The organism is Arcobacter sp. ISO1 (genome assembly GCF_058105185.1).
The window spans coordinates 1,815,109-1,831,777 of sequence record NZ_CM176573.1 but is presented as its reverse complement, the minus strand read 5'-3'; the positions used below and the strand labels follow the sequence as shown (position 1 = coordinate 1,831,777).

Genomic DNA, 16,669 nt, shown 5'->3' with positions numbered 1-16,669 from the left:
ATTAATCCTCCCATCCATAAAGTCTTGCTGGATTATCTACTAAAATTTTCTTTTGTAATTGTGAATCTGGAACCATTAGAGCAAAAAGGTCTAATAAATCTCCATCATTTGGCATATATTTCTTGATATTTGGATGAGGACAATCTGTTCCCCAAAGAATTCTATCTGGTGCTATTGCAACTAGTTTTTGTGCATATGGAATTGCATCATAAAATGGTGGTTGCACTGAAATTCTTTCTGCACAAGAGATTTTAACCCACCAATTTTCTCTTTCCATAAATTTACATAAGATTTTGAAGGCTTCTTGTTCAACACCCTCAGTTGTAGGAACTCTTCCCATATGATCAACTACAATTGTAATATCAAATTTTGCAAAGAAATCTTCATATTTGATAATATCTTCTGCATTTACATGAATTACTAAGTGCCAACCTAAAGGTATTACTTTATTAATTACTCTTTCCATCATTTCTAAATCTGGTGCTCCACCTAAATGTGTTACAAAATTAAATCTAACACCTTTAACCCCATTTTCATCTAAATACTTAAAATCTTCATCACTAAAGGTATCATCTGCCATGCAAACACCTTTATATCTTTTAGGGTCATTTTTTATAGCATCTAGCATTGCAGTATTGTCTTTACCATGACAAGAAGCTTGAACTAAAACAGCTCTAGAAATTCCAATAGTATCATGCATTTTTCTTAACAGCACCTCTGGTGTATCAGGTGGCCAATAAGTTGCTTTAGGCGAATATGGAAACACTTCATGTGGTCCAAATACATGGCAATGGGCATCACAAGCATTTTCCATAGCTTTAAATACTGGCGTCTTAGTATTCCTATCTGGCGCCATACAAGTTTTCTTTTCCAAATTTATCTCCTCTAGTTCTTAGTTTAAATCATCTGGATGTGGATAAGCCACACCTTTACTTAATAATCTAGCAGTTCTTAATAAACCAGCTTTTTTAATACTTAATTCATCATTCATTTTTTCACTTGTTAATTCAACTGTAAACTCTCCACTTGGATGTTCTATGGTTAAATTAGCAATTGGCATATTTTTAACTTTTATAATATCACTAGTAACACACTCATCATACAAACAAGCGCTTGCAACAGAAACTGCACCAAGTACTCCAATTGCCGCATGACAATTATGTGGTATAAATGTTCGTGTATTTATACTTCCACCACTTTTAGGAGCTGAAACAATTGTCATCTTAGGTACAACTTTTTTCGATACTTCTCCAAGATTCATCATTGGACCAACTTCTAATCTTAATTCTTCTAATGTTTTTCTTAATTCAGAATTATTGCTTAACTCTTCACAACTTTCATATCCTGTAATTCCTAATTGATTTGCATTAATTAAAACTACAGGCATACCATTATCAATACATGTGATGTCAATATCATTTACAACATCTTTTTTATTCCCTGTTGGGAAAAGCGAACCACAAACAGATCCTGCAACATCAAGATAATTACATATAATCGGAGCAGATGTTCCAGGAACTCCATCAATTCTTGCATCACCATCAAATTTCAATTTTTTATTTGGTGTTTGCATTACAAGTTCACAAATATTGTTACTATTAATCATATTGACTTTTATAGTTGTTGTATCATCTGTTGGTATTACCATCTTATTTTCTATAGCAAAAACTCCAACACCTGATAATATATTTCCACAATTTGGAGAGCTATCAACTCTATTTTCACCAACAACTACTTGTACAAAAAGAAAATCTATATCACAATTTTCTTTTTCTGATTTACTTACAATAGCAACCTTACTAGTAAGGGGATTCGCGCCTCCCAAACCATCAATTTGTCTAGAGTCACGACCAACAATACTTAATATGATTTCATCTCTAAGGTTTTCATCCTTGGGTAAATCATTTTTATCAAAATAAATACCCTTTGAACTACCACCTCTTATTTGCATATATGGTATTGATTCATAACCCATTTTTAACCTTTTATTTAATTTTCGAACATTTGTACAGAAACTATAGCATTGGAAAATTTAAAGTACGCTTAACGGACATAAGTTCATTTTAAGTTAAGATAGCAATAGCATAGCATTATAAAATTAGTTTATAAGAAAAAGAAAATTAAGTTATTAATCTATATGTATTTGGATAATGTTAATATATTGAAAACTACTTGTAGAACTCTATTTATTGGGGTTTTATTAGAAAATACGAGATATATTTTTTGTTTATTTATTTTATAATTACTTTTTTAAAAAATATAAAAAAAAGAGAAATTAAAATCTTTCTAATTTCTCTTTTAATTCTAAAAGTACACACTTTTATATTAGTATTTATTTTTTAATATCTTTAATAACTTGATAAGCTTGGTTTATTTGTTGAGTTTTTGCAGTCGCTTCTTCCATATATGATTCATCTTTATCTTGAGAGCTAATAATATCAGGGTGATATTTTCTAATTAAGTTTCTATAAGCTTTTTTAATTGTGTTCATATCATCAGTTTCTTTCACACCTAAAATTTCATAGGCTTCTTTTGCACTCATAGTTTGGTTATTGTTTTTCATTTTGTTTTCAAAATTATTTATGAACTGTTTATATTGTTCTTCTGAAATATTTAATTCACCTACAATAACTCTTAAAATCTTGTCTTCTTCATCGCCTATTCCACTATCAATAAAAGCTAATTGGATTAAAAAACCAACAAATTGTCTTCTTTTTAAAATACTTTTTCCAATCAGATTATTTAAATCACTTGCAATTTGCTGTGTATTATCACTTTTTTGTTTCTCTTCATTGAAAATTTCTTTCATGATATCTCTAGCTTTTTGCTTTTCATCAAATACTTTTGTTATATCATCAAACATCATTTTAATAAGTTGCGCTTCAAGTTCTTGAACTCTTCCATCTGCTTTAGCAACTTTTGCAACAAGTGCTATAAAAAGTCCTAATTCGCTTTTGGCAAAATCCTCTTTTGAGTTTATTAATTTATTGAGTTTTCTTCTTTGATAATATTTGTATAATTTAAAAGCAACAATTAGTCCAAATATAATTGATAATGTTAAAAATGTATTTACTATAAATGTATAATACAAAACAACAAGAAGAATTGCTATAAAAATCCATTTTTTTAGTTTCATTATTTAATCCGTTTTTTGATAATTTAGTTGACAATTATATCTATTTAACCTTATATGATATAATGTGCAATTATATTTTAAAGGATTTATTATTAAAGTTTTTAAATATCTATTACTATTTACTTTTTTTCTTAGTTTGAATCTTTTTGCAGGTTCACAAAGATTACAAAAAGAGATGAACTATGAAATTTCATATGAAAAAGCTTTACAAAAAGCTCTAAAACAAAATAAACCAATAATGATGATGATAGGACAAACAGAATGTCCCTATTGCAATAAATTTGAAGTAAAAACACTTACAAGAAAAAATATTAATATAAAAGTTCAAAAAGATTTTATACCTCTAAGTTTGCTTAGGGATAAAGATAAACTTCCAAAACAATTTGAAGCTAAAGGAGTTCCAACTGTTTTATTTATTGACCCAAAACAGCAAAAAGCTTTTTATAAATCATTTGGATACAAAAGTAAAAGAGATTATAAAGTGGAGTTAGAAAAAGCTTTAGAGATTTATAATAAAGAATATAGAAATTAAAACTTCTAAAATCGTTCCATGAATAAAAAAATAAAAAAATATATAAAAGAGATTGTTAAATACTCAATCATTTTAGTCATTGTATTAAATGTAGTAAGCTTTTATAAATCACAAGATTTGAATAAAGAAGATTTTCCATACAAAGCCTTTGAACTAATTGATGGTTCAAGCTATTCTTTAGATGAAAACAAACCATTATTGATATATTTTTGGGCTACATGGTGTCCTATTTGTAAATTTCAGTCACCAAATATAGAACAACTTTCAAAAGAGTATCAAGTAATAAGCTTTACTAGTCAATCTGGTTCAAAAGAAGAGATACAAAAATACCTAAAAGAAAACAACCTTAACTTTAAGGTTATAGATGATGCATACAACGATTTTGCCTATAGATTTAATATAAAAGTATATCCCACAACATTAATCTATGATAAAAATAGAAAGCTAAAATTCTCCGATGTTGGATACACTTCAAGCTTTAGTTTAAAGTTAAAACTATGGTGGAGCAAATAAAAATTTATTTTATACTTAATAAAACTTTTTAAATACTAATTTTTTTATCTATTTTAACTTGTTATGTTAAAACTACAAAATGAAAAATAACACAATAAAAAATATAAATACAATTGATGAACTAGCTAAATTTGCTGATTATTCTTTTTTAAATACACTTGTTTGTGATCCATTGGCAAATAAAGATGGACAAAACTATAACCCAAGAGAGGTTTTTAATGGGCACTATGTACCTGTAACTCCAACAGCTATTAAAAATCCAATATATATTACCCATAGTAAAACTTTTTTTAAAGAATTAGGTTTGGATGATTCTTTAGCAAAAAATGAAGAGTTTATTAAAATGTTTTCAGGGGATACTTCAAGTATAAAAAAACCTTTAAAAAATATTGGTTGGGCAACTGGATATGCCCTATCTATTTATGGGACTGAATACTACATGCAATGTCCTTTTCAAACAGGAAATGGATATGGAGATGGTAGAGCCATTTCTATTTTAGAAGCAGTTATAAATAATAAAAGATGGGAGTTTCAACTAAAAGGAGCAGGAAGAACACCATATTGTAGAGGTGCAGATGGACGAGCAGTTTTGAGATCTAGCATAAGAGAGTTTTTAGCCCAAGAACATATGTATGCCCTTGGTGTTCCTACATCAAGGTCACTTAGCTTATATACTTCGAAAATGGAAACTGTTACTAGACCTTGGTTTAATGAAAACTCTTATTCGAGGGATCCTGAACGAATGATTGAAGAAAATGTTGCAATCTCAACAAGAGTTGCTCCATCATTTATAAGAGTTGGTCAATTTGAACTATTTGGAAGACGAGCAAGAAAAAAAGAGCATCCAAAAGCATTAGAAGAGCTTGAGCAACTTGTACTTCATGGAATAAAAAGAGAATATCAAGATGAGATAGAGGAAAACTCTAGCCTTGAAGAAAAAGTAGTTTTATTAGCCCTAAAATTTAGAGAACGACTAACTTCATTAATTGCAAATTGGATAAAAGTTGGATATTGTCAAGGTAATTTTAACAGTGATAATACTGCTGTTGGAGGTTATACTTTAGACTTTGGACCCTTTGGATTTATTGATATCTTTGATCCTGAATATCAACCTTGGACAGGTGGAGGATTACACTTTTCATTTTTCAATCAAACAGAAGCTGCAAGAAAAAACTTCAATAGTTTTTGTAGTGCTTTAATGCCATTACTTGAAACAAATCAAAACGCTTTAGAAAATCTTGCAGGTATTAGAAGTGGTTTTGCAAAAGTGATGAATGAAAAAATGGAAAAGATGTGGGCTTCAAAATTAGGTTTAGAAAAATATGATGACAAACTATTTAATGAGTTAATGCATCTAATGTTGAAAAGTGAAGCTGACTATACAATATTCTTCCGTGAACTTTCATCAATTCCAAAAGATATTTCAGATCTTGAAATTAGCTTTTATAGAAAAATTAATGATAAAGACCTGCAAAATAGATGGAACAAATGGTTAGAGACTTGGAAAAGTAAACTTTATGTTTCAAGTGAAGAATTAAAAACTATAAACCCTAAATATACTCTAAAAGAGTGGTTTTTAGTTGAAGCTTATGAAAAGGCAAATAATGGGGACTATAGTCTAATTCTTGAATTACAAGAGGTGATGACTAATCCTTATTTAGAACAATCAAAACAAATAGAAGAGAAATACTATGTAAAAAAACCAAATGATTATTTTGGAGTAGCTGGCATTTCTCATATTACATGTTCATCATAAAAAAAGTCCATTTTGGACTTTTTTTTATTGCTTTCACTACTTTATAGCCACTTTTTTGTTGTATCATTTTACGGAAAAACATATAGGAAAAAATTATGATTGGAAGTAAATATAAAGCAATAACACAAGATAACAATGTTGTAGTAAAATTTAGTGATAAGGTAATTTCTTACGAGGTTGATAGTAAAGAGATGGCATCAAAAGTTTCTAAGTTATTTAATGAAATAGGTGTATTAGAACTATCAGAAATTTGGGATACAATTTTCAAAGCTATAAATCAATATAAAAAACAAATCAATAGCGCATTTTAAAAATCACCAAAACTAGCAAAGGCACTTTCTATACTTGGAATTGTTTTATAACTAGTTTTTGTGAGCCTTACATTTTTCGTATTTAAATCGCATATGGCAATCTTAAAGTTTGCACCCATATGTGGTTCAACAACGCAGATAATCTTATCATCGATTTGTCTTGTTGCATGAATAGTGCCTTGCAGAGAATTAAAAAAATACTTTGGATAAGTTAAAGGTGTTATTTCAACAATATCAATGGTTTCTTGATTTTCTAAAGTTTGTACGATATCCATAGCATCTTCATAACTATCAAATTGTATACACCAATCATCAAAGTTTTTATTAAAATGTACCATATCCTCATCTAAAAATCCACCAACTAATGATTGCAAAGCAAATATTGACAAACAATCTCCTTTTTATAAAAAATTTTCCAAGAGATGATTTTAACATATTATTTTTTATCTTTTCTAAAGATTACTTGTATACACTTTCATACAACAAAAAGGATTCATATGGAAATAATGATATATGTTATAGTGTTTTTCATAATTGGTTATGCAATTACAAAAATACTAAAAGAGAATAATAAAATCATACTAGCAATTTTAGGCATAGCAATATTTTGGGGATTTTACTATCATCCTATGTGGGGATTAGTAAGTTTAGGTGAAATGGCTATGGGATACTTTGTAGTTAGATTTAATGAAAATTAAAAATATACTCTAAGTATTCTTATTTTTTTAAGCAATGGAAGCTATCCCTTGTCCATCTTCTAAATAAACAGTTATAGCAAGAGTTAAATTTAGTTGATGTTACCAATTCATCTTCATCTGCATCTAAAGAAAAATATTTACAAGATTCTGCCATTTTCTTTGCTTCTTCATAATTTTCTCTTCCAAATTTAAATACGAACTTATGATTTACTAACTCAAACATTTTAGTATTTCCTTAACTCTTCTGTTGTTAAAAGTAAATATTTATCTAACTCTTTTTTTATTAAAACAACTGCTTTATGATTAAGCATAACTCTTTTTAATTTGTCATTTATCTTTATATCAATATTAGATAATACAATTTCACCATTTTCAAACTGAACCTCATCAATAGTCTCATTTGTTAAAAGCTCTTTTACACTTACATACTCTTTTGAAATTTTCAAATTCCCTTTTACTCTTCCATCACTTCCATATAGTCTTAATGCAACTCCTGCCAGAGCTCCAATAACACCTTGTCCATCGTTTTTATGTTCGCTCAAATGTAAATTTTGAATTTTAGCCATTTCATATGCTTCATCTTTAGTTAATACTTTTTGTTTAGCATCAAATCCATATTTAATCAAAGCTTCTATATCTGTCAAGTCTTTTTCAAAACCTATACAAATACCTGGCTGAGAAGTTGGGGCAGAATATTTTTCTATATATTCAACAATAAAATCTCTAATCTCAACTTTTTCCTCTTTTGTTAAATATGTTGTAAAACACATTGAACTATTATGTGAAGTATAAGGTATATCTTCATGTATGAAAAGCTGATGTCTTGTAATTAAAGAACATTTTTTGCCATACTTTATTTCTATATGATTTTGAATCTCTTCACTTAATTGTCCAGTTGATTTTTCATAACCTATCTCATCTGTATCATCAATACAAATATATGTTTTATAACTACTCATCATAACTCCTATTTAAAAACAATTGATAGAACTCTTCTTTCTTCTTATCAAAATTATTTGGAAAATATTTAGGATAAACTTTAGATCCTAACCAATAAACACCTAATGTCTTAAAAAAAGATGGTGGATTATCAATCCAGTTTATAGGCTTTTGTGGTATTAAAAATACCTTTTTTTCTTTTACTGCTTTTAAATATCTATATTTATTGTTTGAAAATATATTTTTATAGAAATTCTTTTTATTTGTAATTATTACATCTGGATTTATTAAAAATAGTTGCTCTAGATTTATTTTAATTCTCATGTTTTTTAAATCATTACACTTTATTGGATTTTTTGCGTTTATTAATTTTATTGCTTCTGAATGAACTGAATCTTCACATTCAGTTACTAAGCCATCATCACTTTTTGCATAATATACATTTAACAAATTATCATTAGGAATTTTTTTTGTTAATTGATTAATATTTGCTAATTCAGTTTGAATATACTTAGATAAACTATTTCCCCTATCCTCTTTTCCCATAACTCTTCCCAAAGTTTTATACCCTTGGATATAACTTTCAATAGTTGTTAAATCAATAGAACAAGAATCAATTCCTACTTTTTCTAATTTTCTGGCTAATTTTGAGTAATTACCTTTTGAGTTCCAAAGAACAACTAAATCAACTTTTTTATTTAATAAATCTTCAACTGATTCTAGTTTTTTAAAGGGATCTACTTTATTTGATATTTTATCTGGAAACTTTAACTCATATACAGATTGAATCATCATATTGACTGGTCGAGACTTACCAACAACATTTTTTGCAACTTTTCCATATTGGCTACATTGTTTAATCTGTGAAGCAAATAAAGAACTTAATAAAATAAAAAATAAAAATACTATTTTCATAAAATCTTTCCTTAGGCAAATTTTGGTATACAAAAACTATGTTTATATAAATCTGTAATTTCGACGTCTATTCCATATAACTGTTTAATGCTATTTTCATTTATCACTTCAGAAGTAACTCCATCATATAAAATTTTTCCATCTTTTATAAGTATAGATTTATTTGAAACTAGAAATGCATGGTCAGGATAGTGAGTTGATTTAATAAAGGTATACCCTTTTTGTGATAACTTTTTAATATGTTCTAATAACCTTAGTTGGTTCCCATAATCTAATCCACTTACTGGTTCATCCATTATAAATATTTTCGCTTCTTGTGCTAATGCTCTAGCAATTAAAACTAATCTTTTTTGTCCACCACTTAATTCATTATAAGATTTATCATAAAGATTAGACAAACCTACAATTTCTAAACTGTTAAGTGCAATCTCTTTATCTTTTTTACTATAAGAGGAAAAAATACTTTGATAAGCAATTCTTCCCATCATAACAACTTCTAAGACACTAAAAGAAAAAGGTAAAAAACTATTTTGAGGAACATATGCTATTTTTTTAGCTAAATCTTTTTGTTTATATTTAGAAACATCTTTATCTTCTAAATATATTTTTCCCGTGCTTGGAGATAAAAGCCCTAGAATCAATTTTATTAAGGTTGTTTTCCCTGCTCCATTTGCACCTAATAAAGAGATAACATCACCATTTTGTATATTTAGACTAATACCATCTAATACATTTTTATTTGAATAGCTATAACTAACATCACATATTTTTATCATCAATTCAATCCTTTTCTTGAATTTTTTAAAGCAATAATAAACATTGGAATTCCAACAACCGAAGTTAATATACCTATTGGAATTTCAATACTTAAAAGTAATCTTGAAATATTATCTACTAAAACTAAAAAAATTGCTCCCATTAGTGCTACAGTTGGTATTAAAACAATATTATTTGACCCTACTATTAACCTTGCAAAATGGGGTATAATTAATCCTATCCAGCCTATCATTCCACCAATTGAAACACTTAATGCACTGATTAATGTTGCACATAAAATCACTATAAATCTAACTAACTTTATATTTACACCTAAACTTCTTGCTTCATCATCTCCAAAACTTAAGATATTTAAATATTTAGACATAATTATTAAAGAAAAAATACCTAATAACATTGGAATAGAATATAAATATATTTCATTCAATTCAACAGAAGCTAAACTTCCCATTAACCAATAAACAATTGATGGTAATTTATCATATGGATCTGCTGTATATTTAACTATTGAAAGTAAGGTTGAAAAAAATGATCCACTAATAATTCCACCTAAAATAAGTATTAACGTTGAGCTATTTCTTTCTTTATAAATATAAGTGATAAATATTGCAAAAACAACTGCAGTTACACCAAATACAAAAGAAAAAATTTGAGTGAGAAACCAGCTATTAAAAAATGCAAGAGATAAGGTTGCACCAAAAGCTGAGCCTGAAAGCACCCCTAAAATACCTGGTGAAACAAGGGGATTCATAAACATTGATTGAAATGATGCTCCTGCAACGGCATAAGATGCACCAATTAATATTGCAGCTAATATTCTAGGTAATCTAATATCAAAAATTATATTTTGTAAAAGCTGATGTTTTTCTAAAGAAGCAGGTTCTATCCCTAGAAATGAGTATTTCATCACATCTAAAAACTCTGTAATAGATATTTTATAATGCCCTAAAAATAAAGAACCAATAGAAAGACATAAAAGTATAACTACTAGTAAAAAGTAAGTTTTTTTCATCTAAGTCTTCCTATTTTTTTAATTAAAATTTATATGTTAATTTTACGTAGTATTCTCTACCAGGTTCTGGGTAACCTAAATCTAATTCATAATTTTCATCAGTTAAATTTGTTACCCCAACACTAAATAAAACATCTTTTGAAAATTTGTAATCTGCATTTACACCAATAACTTTTATATTAGATACATCAACATAGTTACTATTAGCATCTTCAAGAATCAAATCTTTTTTAAATGTCATATTTGCAGTAAGTTTTAAATCTTTTGTTGGAGTATAATCTGCAAAAAAGTAAGCACTGTGTTTAGGAACATCTGTTACAACAATAGAACCATCATCTTTTTCAATATTTATATAAGTATAATTAAAACCTAAAGTATATAAATCTTGTTTATATTTTACAGAAGTTTCAAACCCTTTATACTCTTCTGTTCCAGTGTTTTGTTCTTGGCTTTTAGAACCAGATACATTGTCAACTATTCGAATAGGGTCTTTTACATTAATTAGAAATAATGCTGTATCAAATTCAAAATTATCAAAATTTATTTTGTGTCCTAGTTCATAATGTGTTGCTTTTTCAGGAACTAAATCTGGATTAATTAATGCCTTACCTTTTTTATCAGAGAATCTTTCTTTTAATGTAGGTAAATGTGTTTTTTTAGCAATTGTAAATCTAGTAGTTTGATTTTCTTTAAAATCATAAAAGAAACCTAATTGTCCATTATATGCATCATTTGATTTTGTTTTAACAACTGTATCATATGTAATTGCTTCAGTTGGATTTGCATAATCATAACTAAGTGAAGTGATAATTTTAAATCTATTAGTTGGTTCATAAATATCTTCTGCTGCAATTGAATAAACTTTTTCAACAAATTTATCATCTAATCCACTTTCACTTCCTGTAGCTCTTAATATTTCATGATTATCTTTTTTAACATTTAGAGCAAATTTTATAGTATGTTCATCTGACCATCCATATTCTGTATACTCTAAACCAGTTCCTAAACTATAAGCATCTGTATATTCTAATTTATTTAAATTTACCCAACCATTTTTATACTCTTCATATGTATTCTTATAATTTGTTCTATATAATTTAAATTTGATATCCCTCAAATCATATTTTTTATTTGCAATGAAATATAATGAATTACTATCCCAAGTTGGCCAATCAATATACTTTTTTTTACCATCATCTTTGTCTACTACTGTTGGTTGAGATTTTTCAGAATTTAAATAATTCATTCCTAATACATATTCAGTATTATTATCAGGAGTATAACCTGCTTTTAAATTAAATGATTTTGAATCTGAATCACTATGGTCTCTTTCTCCTTCACTTTGTAATGAAGTTGATACATAATCATCCGAAAGGCTCCAATGATCTCGATTTTTTAATGTTCCATTGAATTGTAGATAATACTTATCTTGCTTTGTCCCTAAATTAAAAGTATTTAACCATTGAGATTGATTAAAATCATTGTCAAAATTTATTTGAGATGAGATACTACCTTCAAACTTCTTTGTAGGTTTTTTTGTTACGAAGTTAACAACTCCACTCATAGTATTTGGCCCAAACATTGTTGAACTAAAACCTTTTGCAATATTTACACTATCTAAATCAGTAGATAAAATTCTTGAATAATCAAAATTTCCATCATAAGGGACATAAATTGGTATACCATCAATAAAAATCCCTGTCCTTGTTGCTTCAAGACCCCTAATCATTAAAGAACTTTCTTCTCTACCACCTTTATGCTCAATTGTAATACCAGATTGAGTATCCAAAACTTTTGCAATGTTTTTTTCTGGATTAGATATCAATTCTTCACTTGAAACCTTTTTAATATCTAATATCTGTTGCTGTTTTGCAGAGATAGAAATCTCACCTAATGTAAAAGTATCTTCTGCAATTAATAAAGAAGAAGATAACAATAATAAACATGAAAAACTTTTTTTCATTTATATTCCTTGTAAAAAAATATTTACCTTAAATTAATTTTTTATGTATTCTTAGCTTCAAAATATAAATATGCATAATTAGCATATTTATATTCTTAAAAAAAAGCCCTAAAAAACAATGAAATTTTAATTTCACAAGATTTAATAAGACTTTTTATAGCCAAGCTTTAAAAGTAAATTTTATTTTACTATTTTATTCCATAAATTTACTTTATAATTAAATAAAAAATTAATTTTTATAGTTAAGAAAAATTATAGATAAATAGAATGATCATGTCTGTCAGATAGATGACTAAATTAAAGAATTTAAAGATATAAAATAGTTTTGATTTTTTTGTTAATAAATTATGTTGAAATAAAAGTGTATAAAAAAGTAAGAGGGTCAGCTTTTAGACTGATTCCTCTATGATGTTAAAAACTTTCCCATTCGTCGTCATTTTTATCTTGATAGTTATTGTTTGCAATAATTTCTTTTGGTTTAGTATTCTTTTCACCTTTCATTTTTCTAATTTTATTTTCACTTTTTCTTCTATCTTTTGAAGTATCATAGTTTAAATCTAATTGATTTTCTCTTCTATCAACAACAATATCTTTTCCTTTAAACTCTTTTTCATTAACTTTTTTAACAATGTTTTCAGAGATATGGGAAGTATGTACGGCAATTTCTTGTGTCTCATTTGCAGCACTTGCAATTTTTTGTGTTTGTTGATCTTGAATTGTTACTGCATCATTTATCTGTTCTATTCCTGATTGTTGTTCTTTTGAAGCTGCTTCTACATTATTTATAAGTTCAATTGTTTTTTTGATATTTTCATTTAAATCAGTATATCCATGAATCATCTTATCAGCTATAACTTTTCCACCATTTGCTTTAGTCGTTGCATTTTCAACTAAATCTTTAATCTCTTTTGCTGCTTCTGCACTTCTACTTGCAAGGTTTCTAACTTCTTGTGCTACAACTGCAAATCCTTTACCAGCTTCTCCTGCTGTTGCTGCTTCAACTGCTGCATTTAAAGATAATATATTTGTTTGGAAAGCAATTTGATCAATTACCGTAATTGCTTCATTGATAGCTGTTACTTGTTCATTGATATCATCCATAGATGATGTGGTTTGATTAGCTAAATCATTTCCCTCTTCTACTGATTTAGTTACTTTATGAGCAAATTCAGCCATATCAATAACGTTTTGAGTATTACTTGTGATTGTTCCAGTCATTTGTTCTAATGCAGCTGCTGTTTCTTCTAGTGAAGCTGCTGCTTCATTTGAAACATCATTTAAGATATTCACATTTCCAAGTAAAGTTTCTGAAGAGTTTTGAAGAGTTAATCCAACTCTTTTTTCATTAGATAACATTTCAGTAATTGATGAACCTAAACTATTTACACCTTGAGATAGTTTTAAAAGATGGTGTTTTAGATCTGATGTTTGAACTTCATTGATATAATTGTAGTTTGTATATTGCTCTAGCACATCTAAAACCTCATTTATATTTTCTTCTAAATGTTGCCCCATAGAATTAAGAACTTTTTTTAAGTCCATTAATGCTGGGTTATCAACATCAGATGTAATTCTTTGGCATAAATCTCCTTGTTCAAACTCAGAAAGAATCTTTACTGTATCATCTATAAATTTTCTATCATCTTCAATACCTTTTTTTGTAATTTCAATATTTTCATTTACAACTTTTGCCATTGTTCCAATTTCATTTTTTCTACTATCATCAAGCTTTTCTACACTATTTGATTTCCTATTTAGATATTTAAAGAATCCTAGTAAACCTTCTTGGAACTTTTCAATTTGAGAACTAATCTCTCTTGAGATTATAAAAGCTGATAAAAGAACTAATGAAATAACTATAATTGCAATAATAATTGATGTTTTTAGTATATTATCATTTAAATCTGCAACCTCTGGACCTATTGTATTTTGATCTTTTTTTATTGATGATTTTATATCCTCAGCTAATTTTGCTATTTTAGGACCTAAAATACTTAAATTATCAATCACCTTATTTTTTTCTGTGATATTAATCACTACATCATTTAATCCTTTATTATAAAGATTGATTAGTTCTATAGCATGGGCTAATTTTTTTTGTCTGTCTGGATTTTGAATTGCCTTTTGTACATGTGCTAGTTCAGTTTTTAAGAGATTGAACTCTTCAATAGTTCTATTTGCATCTTCTTTTTTATTTGAATCAAGAAATTTAACTGCGTATAATCTTCCAAGTAAAAGTACTCTAATTGTATGTGCTGTTTCTAAAGAGGCTTGAAAATCACCATCTTTTTCTGCAGATAACATTACATCTGTTAAAAGTTCTTCTATTTTTTCACCATTGATAACTAAATTTTTTTCTACTAACTTATCTCTTGCTTTTATAAAATCAACAACTTTATAAAAATCATCTTTATATATTCTAATGTTCTTTTCTAATTCTAAAACCTGTTTTGCTCTAGAAGGAGCTTTAATCTTTTTTAATGCATCTTCGACAAGTTTTTCTGTTAAATCATAATATTTGTGAAAACCATCAATGTCTTTTTGTTCATGACTAGAAAAATATCTTATAACATTCATTCTAACCATTAACATATTAGCTTGTACTCCTGAGGCCAATCCAGAATCCTTTGCCATTTCTCTATAGTTGGTAAATCCTTTACCTGACTTAGAAGAACCAAGAATACTATTACTTGCTAAAACAACTACTAAAATAGCAATAACACCAAAGGATAATATTAGCTTCATTTTAATTGACATATTTTTTAACATTTTCAATCCTTTTATCTCATTTTATAGAGTCATTTTTTTATTTAATATATAGGCAAGAAATAATATCTGACCAGAACTATTAAAAACTTTTTATCTAATAATAAAAAACATATTTTTTTATTACAATTGTAATATTATTTTAGAAACAAGCTTAATTATCCATTAGTTATTATGTAACTTATTATATTTAATTGTATTATAAATTTATTTGTAGAGGGAAGGAACAATTCTCCAGTTAAAATTGTTCATTTTAATGTGTAACTGAGGATAATCTCAAAATAAGACATAAAAAAAGGCTCATAAAGAGCCTTGATTTATTTTTAGGAGATTTTGAAAATTCGCTTTTTTCATCATTTTAAGAAGGTGTTCGCAATTCCTTCTTAAACCATAAGAAAATTATAAGCTATAAGTATTAATCATAAAGCAACACTAAATTAATGTTTAGTTAATGAGTTTTATTTAACTTTCTTATTATGCTAAAACAACTTTTCTTCTATCAACTTTGCATACTTTAATATTAAAAATCTAAATCCATACATCATTTAAAGTTATTTCACCATCTCTAAATTCAATCTTGATTGAACATTTAAGTACTTATAAATAAATTATAGATTTTTCTACATTTATACAATAAACTGATAGAATGTTAATAATCAACAAAATTAAATGTTATTCAATATTTAAAAATATAAATCTGTGGAGAATAAAATGATATTTAAAAAAAATATAACAATGGTACTTTTATCTTGTACCTTATCAACTTCTGTTTTTGCAGCGCCTTCTATCAATGATATGCAAGCTTGTCAAGCTTTATTAGACTTTATTGAGGGGAAAATTTCATCACCACCTGCTAAATATTCTGTAAATGATGTAAAAGCTATTCGATTAGGTTTAAAACAATATAATGATTATATACAAAAAGAGATTGTAACACCAGGTTTAGTTAAATACAATGGTGGTGATATTTCAAAAGCAAATGCAATGCAAAAACAAGTTAATGCTTATAAATTGACATTGGTTGATGCGTACAAAACTCGATACCCACAAAATCGTTTATTTACAGATCATGCTATTGCTGTAAATAATTGTGCAAAAAAAGCTGTTCCCTCAGGAAATGCATTAGAAAATTTAAAAACTGCTTTGAATACTATGATTAAATTAGCAAAGATGAATTAGGAGAGATAAATTTTTTACTTAAAAAAAGGCAAAAAAAAAGCTTCTAGATAAAAGAACCTCAGTTCAAATATCTAAAAGCTTTTTATGGCTCCGGAACATGGAAGCTACAAAATGAAATTACAGATAGCCTATATCCCCGAAATACAGACTTTTTATATTCTTTCTACATTGT

17 protein-coding genes are annotated in these 16,669 nt (G+C 27.3%); 6 read left to right on the top strand and 11 right to left on the bottom strand.

All coding sequences use genetic code 11. The annotated features are described in order from the left end of the window. Window position 1: 1 nt before the first annotated feature. The 3 genes from AC2TY9_RS09005 to AC2TY9_RS08995 all read right to left on the bottom strand — a co-directional run bounded on the left by AC2TY9_RS09005 (window position 2) and on the right by AC2TY9_RS08995 (window position 3,136). Complete coding sequence (locus tag AC2TY9_RS09005; protein WP_489777076.1) at window positions 2-874, bottom strand: amidohydrolase family protein; 873 nt, start codon at window positions 872-874, stop codon at window positions 2-4. Between the two features lie 18 nt (window positions 875-892). Further along, the gene (locus tag AC2TY9_RS09000; protein ID WP_489777074.1) at window positions 893-1,975 is read right to left on the bottom strand and encodes a 4-oxalomesaconate tautomerase; all 1,083 of its coding nucleotides are present in this window, start codon (window positions 1,973-1,975) and stop codon (window positions 893-895) included. A gap of 357 nt (window positions 1,976-2,332) precedes the next feature. After that, window positions 2,333-3,136 carry a DnaJ domain-containing protein gene (locus tag AC2TY9_RS08995; RefSeq protein ID WP_489777072.1) on the bottom strand — a complete coding sequence of 268 codons (804 nt, stop codon included), beginning with the start codon at window positions 3,134-3,136 and terminating at the stop codon, window positions 2,333-2,335. A gap of 64 nt (window positions 3,137-3,200) precedes the next feature. Between AC2TY9_RS08995 and AC2TY9_RS08990 the strand changes: the two genes are divergently transcribed. The 4 genes from AC2TY9_RS08990 to AC2TY9_RS08975 all read left to right on the top strand — a co-directional run bounded on the left by AC2TY9_RS08990 (window position 3,201) and on the right by AC2TY9_RS08975 (window position 6,248). Continuing rightward, window positions 3,201-3,668, top strand: coding sequence for a thioredoxin fold domain-containing protein (locus tag AC2TY9_RS08990; protein ID WP_489777070.1), 468 nt, complete (start codon window positions 3,201-3,203; stop codon window positions 3,666-3,668). A gap of 18 nt (window positions 3,669-3,686) precedes the next feature. Continuing rightward, window positions 3,687-4,181 (top strand): redoxin domain-containing protein, encoded by a 495-nt coding sequence (locus tag AC2TY9_RS08985; protein ID WP_489777068.1) that lies wholly within the window; start codon window positions 3,687-3,689, stop codon window positions 4,179-4,181. A 79-nt stretch (window positions 4,182-4,260) separates the two neighbouring features. Beyond that, window positions 4,261-5,937 carry a protein adenylyltransferase SelO family protein gene (locus tag AC2TY9_RS08980; RefSeq protein ID WP_489777066.1) on the top strand — a complete coding sequence of 559 codons (1,677 nt, stop codon included), beginning with the start codon at window positions 4,261-4,263 and terminating at the stop codon, window positions 5,935-5,937. 95 nt (window positions 5,938-6,032) lie between these two features. Next, window positions 6,033-6,248 carry a hypothetical protein gene (locus AC2TY9_RS08975; protein WP_489777064.1) on the top strand — a complete coding sequence of 72 codons (216 nt, stop codon included), beginning with the start codon at window positions 6,033-6,035 and terminating at the stop codon, window positions 6,246-6,248. On the opposite strand, the gene AC2TY9_RS08970 is transcribed toward AC2TY9_RS08975, so the two are convergent. Continuing rightward, window positions 6,245-6,637 (bottom strand): hypothetical protein, encoded by a 393-nt coding sequence (locus tag AC2TY9_RS08970; protein WP_489777063.1) that lies wholly within the window; start codon window positions 6,635-6,637, stop codon window positions 6,245-6,247. The two genes, AC2TY9_RS08975 and AC2TY9_RS08970, sit on opposite strands and share 4 nt — an antisense overlap. Before the next feature lie 108 nt (window positions 6,638-6,745). Between AC2TY9_RS08970 and AC2TY9_RS08965 the strand changes: the two genes are divergently transcribed. Continuing rightward, entirely contained in the window at window positions 6,746-6,946 is a 201-nt protein-coding gene (locus tag AC2TY9_RS08965; protein WP_489777061.1) for a hypothetical protein, read from the top strand. Window positions 6,947-6,965: 19 nt separating this feature from the next. On the opposite strand, the gene AC2TY9_RS08960 is transcribed toward AC2TY9_RS08965, so the two are convergent. From AC2TY9_RS08960 to AC2TY9_RS08930, 7 genes are all read right to left on the bottom strand, one after another. Continuing rightward, the gene (locus tag AC2TY9_RS08960) at window positions 6,966-7,169 is read right to left on the bottom strand and encodes a molybdopterin biosynthesis protein MoeB (RefSeq protein ID WP_489777059.1); all 204 of its coding nucleotides are present in this window, start codon (window positions 7,167-7,169) and stop codon (window positions 6,966-6,968) included. A 1-nt stretch (window position 7,170) separates the two neighbouring features. After that, window positions 7,171-7,905, bottom strand: coding sequence for a hypothetical protein (locus AC2TY9_RS08955; protein WP_489777057.1), 735 nt, complete (start codon window positions 7,903-7,905; stop codon window positions 7,171-7,173). Next, entirely contained in the window at window positions 7,898-8,800 is a 903-nt protein-coding gene (locus tag AC2TY9_RS08950; RefSeq protein WP_489777055.1) for an ABC transporter substrate-binding protein, read from the bottom strand. Before AC2TY9_RS08950 ends, AC2TY9_RS08955 begins: the two co-directional genes overlap by 8 nt. Window positions 8,801-8,811: 11 nt before the next feature. Beyond that, window positions 8,812-9,576: an ABC transporter ATP-binding protein gene (locus tag AC2TY9_RS08945; protein WP_489777053.1), complete on the bottom strand. Its 765-nt coding sequence runs from the start codon at window positions 9,574-9,576 to the stop codon at window positions 8,812-8,814. Then, complete coding sequence (locus tag AC2TY9_RS08940) at window positions 9,576-10,589, bottom strand: FecCD family ABC transporter permease (RefSeq protein WP_489777051.1); 1,014 nt, start codon at window positions 10,587-10,589, stop codon at window positions 9,576-9,578. Before AC2TY9_RS08940 ends, AC2TY9_RS08945 begins: the two co-directional genes overlap by 1 nt. Window positions 10,590-10,611: 22 nt before the next feature. After that, entirely contained in the window at window positions 10,612-12,552 is a 1,941-nt protein-coding gene (locus AC2TY9_RS08935) for a TonB-dependent receptor plug domain-containing protein (protein ID WP_489777049.1), read from the bottom strand. A 411-nt stretch (window positions 12,553-12,963) separates the two neighbouring features. Continuing rightward, window positions 12,964-15,321 carry a HAMP domain-containing methyl-accepting chemotaxis protein gene (locus tag AC2TY9_RS08930; protein ID WP_489777047.1) on the bottom strand — a complete coding sequence of 786 codons (2,358 nt, stop codon included), beginning with the start codon at window positions 15,319-15,321 and terminating at the stop codon, window positions 12,964-12,966. Between the two features lie 708 nt (window positions 15,322-16,029). Here AC2TY9_RS08930 and AC2TY9_RS08925 point away from each other — a divergent pair. Then, window positions 16,030-16,497 (top strand): hypothetical protein, encoded by a 468-nt coding sequence (locus tag AC2TY9_RS08925; RefSeq protein ID WP_489777045.1) that lies wholly within the window; start codon window positions 16,030-16,032, stop codon window positions 16,495-16,497. Window positions 16,498-16,669 lie beyond the last annotated feature (172 nt).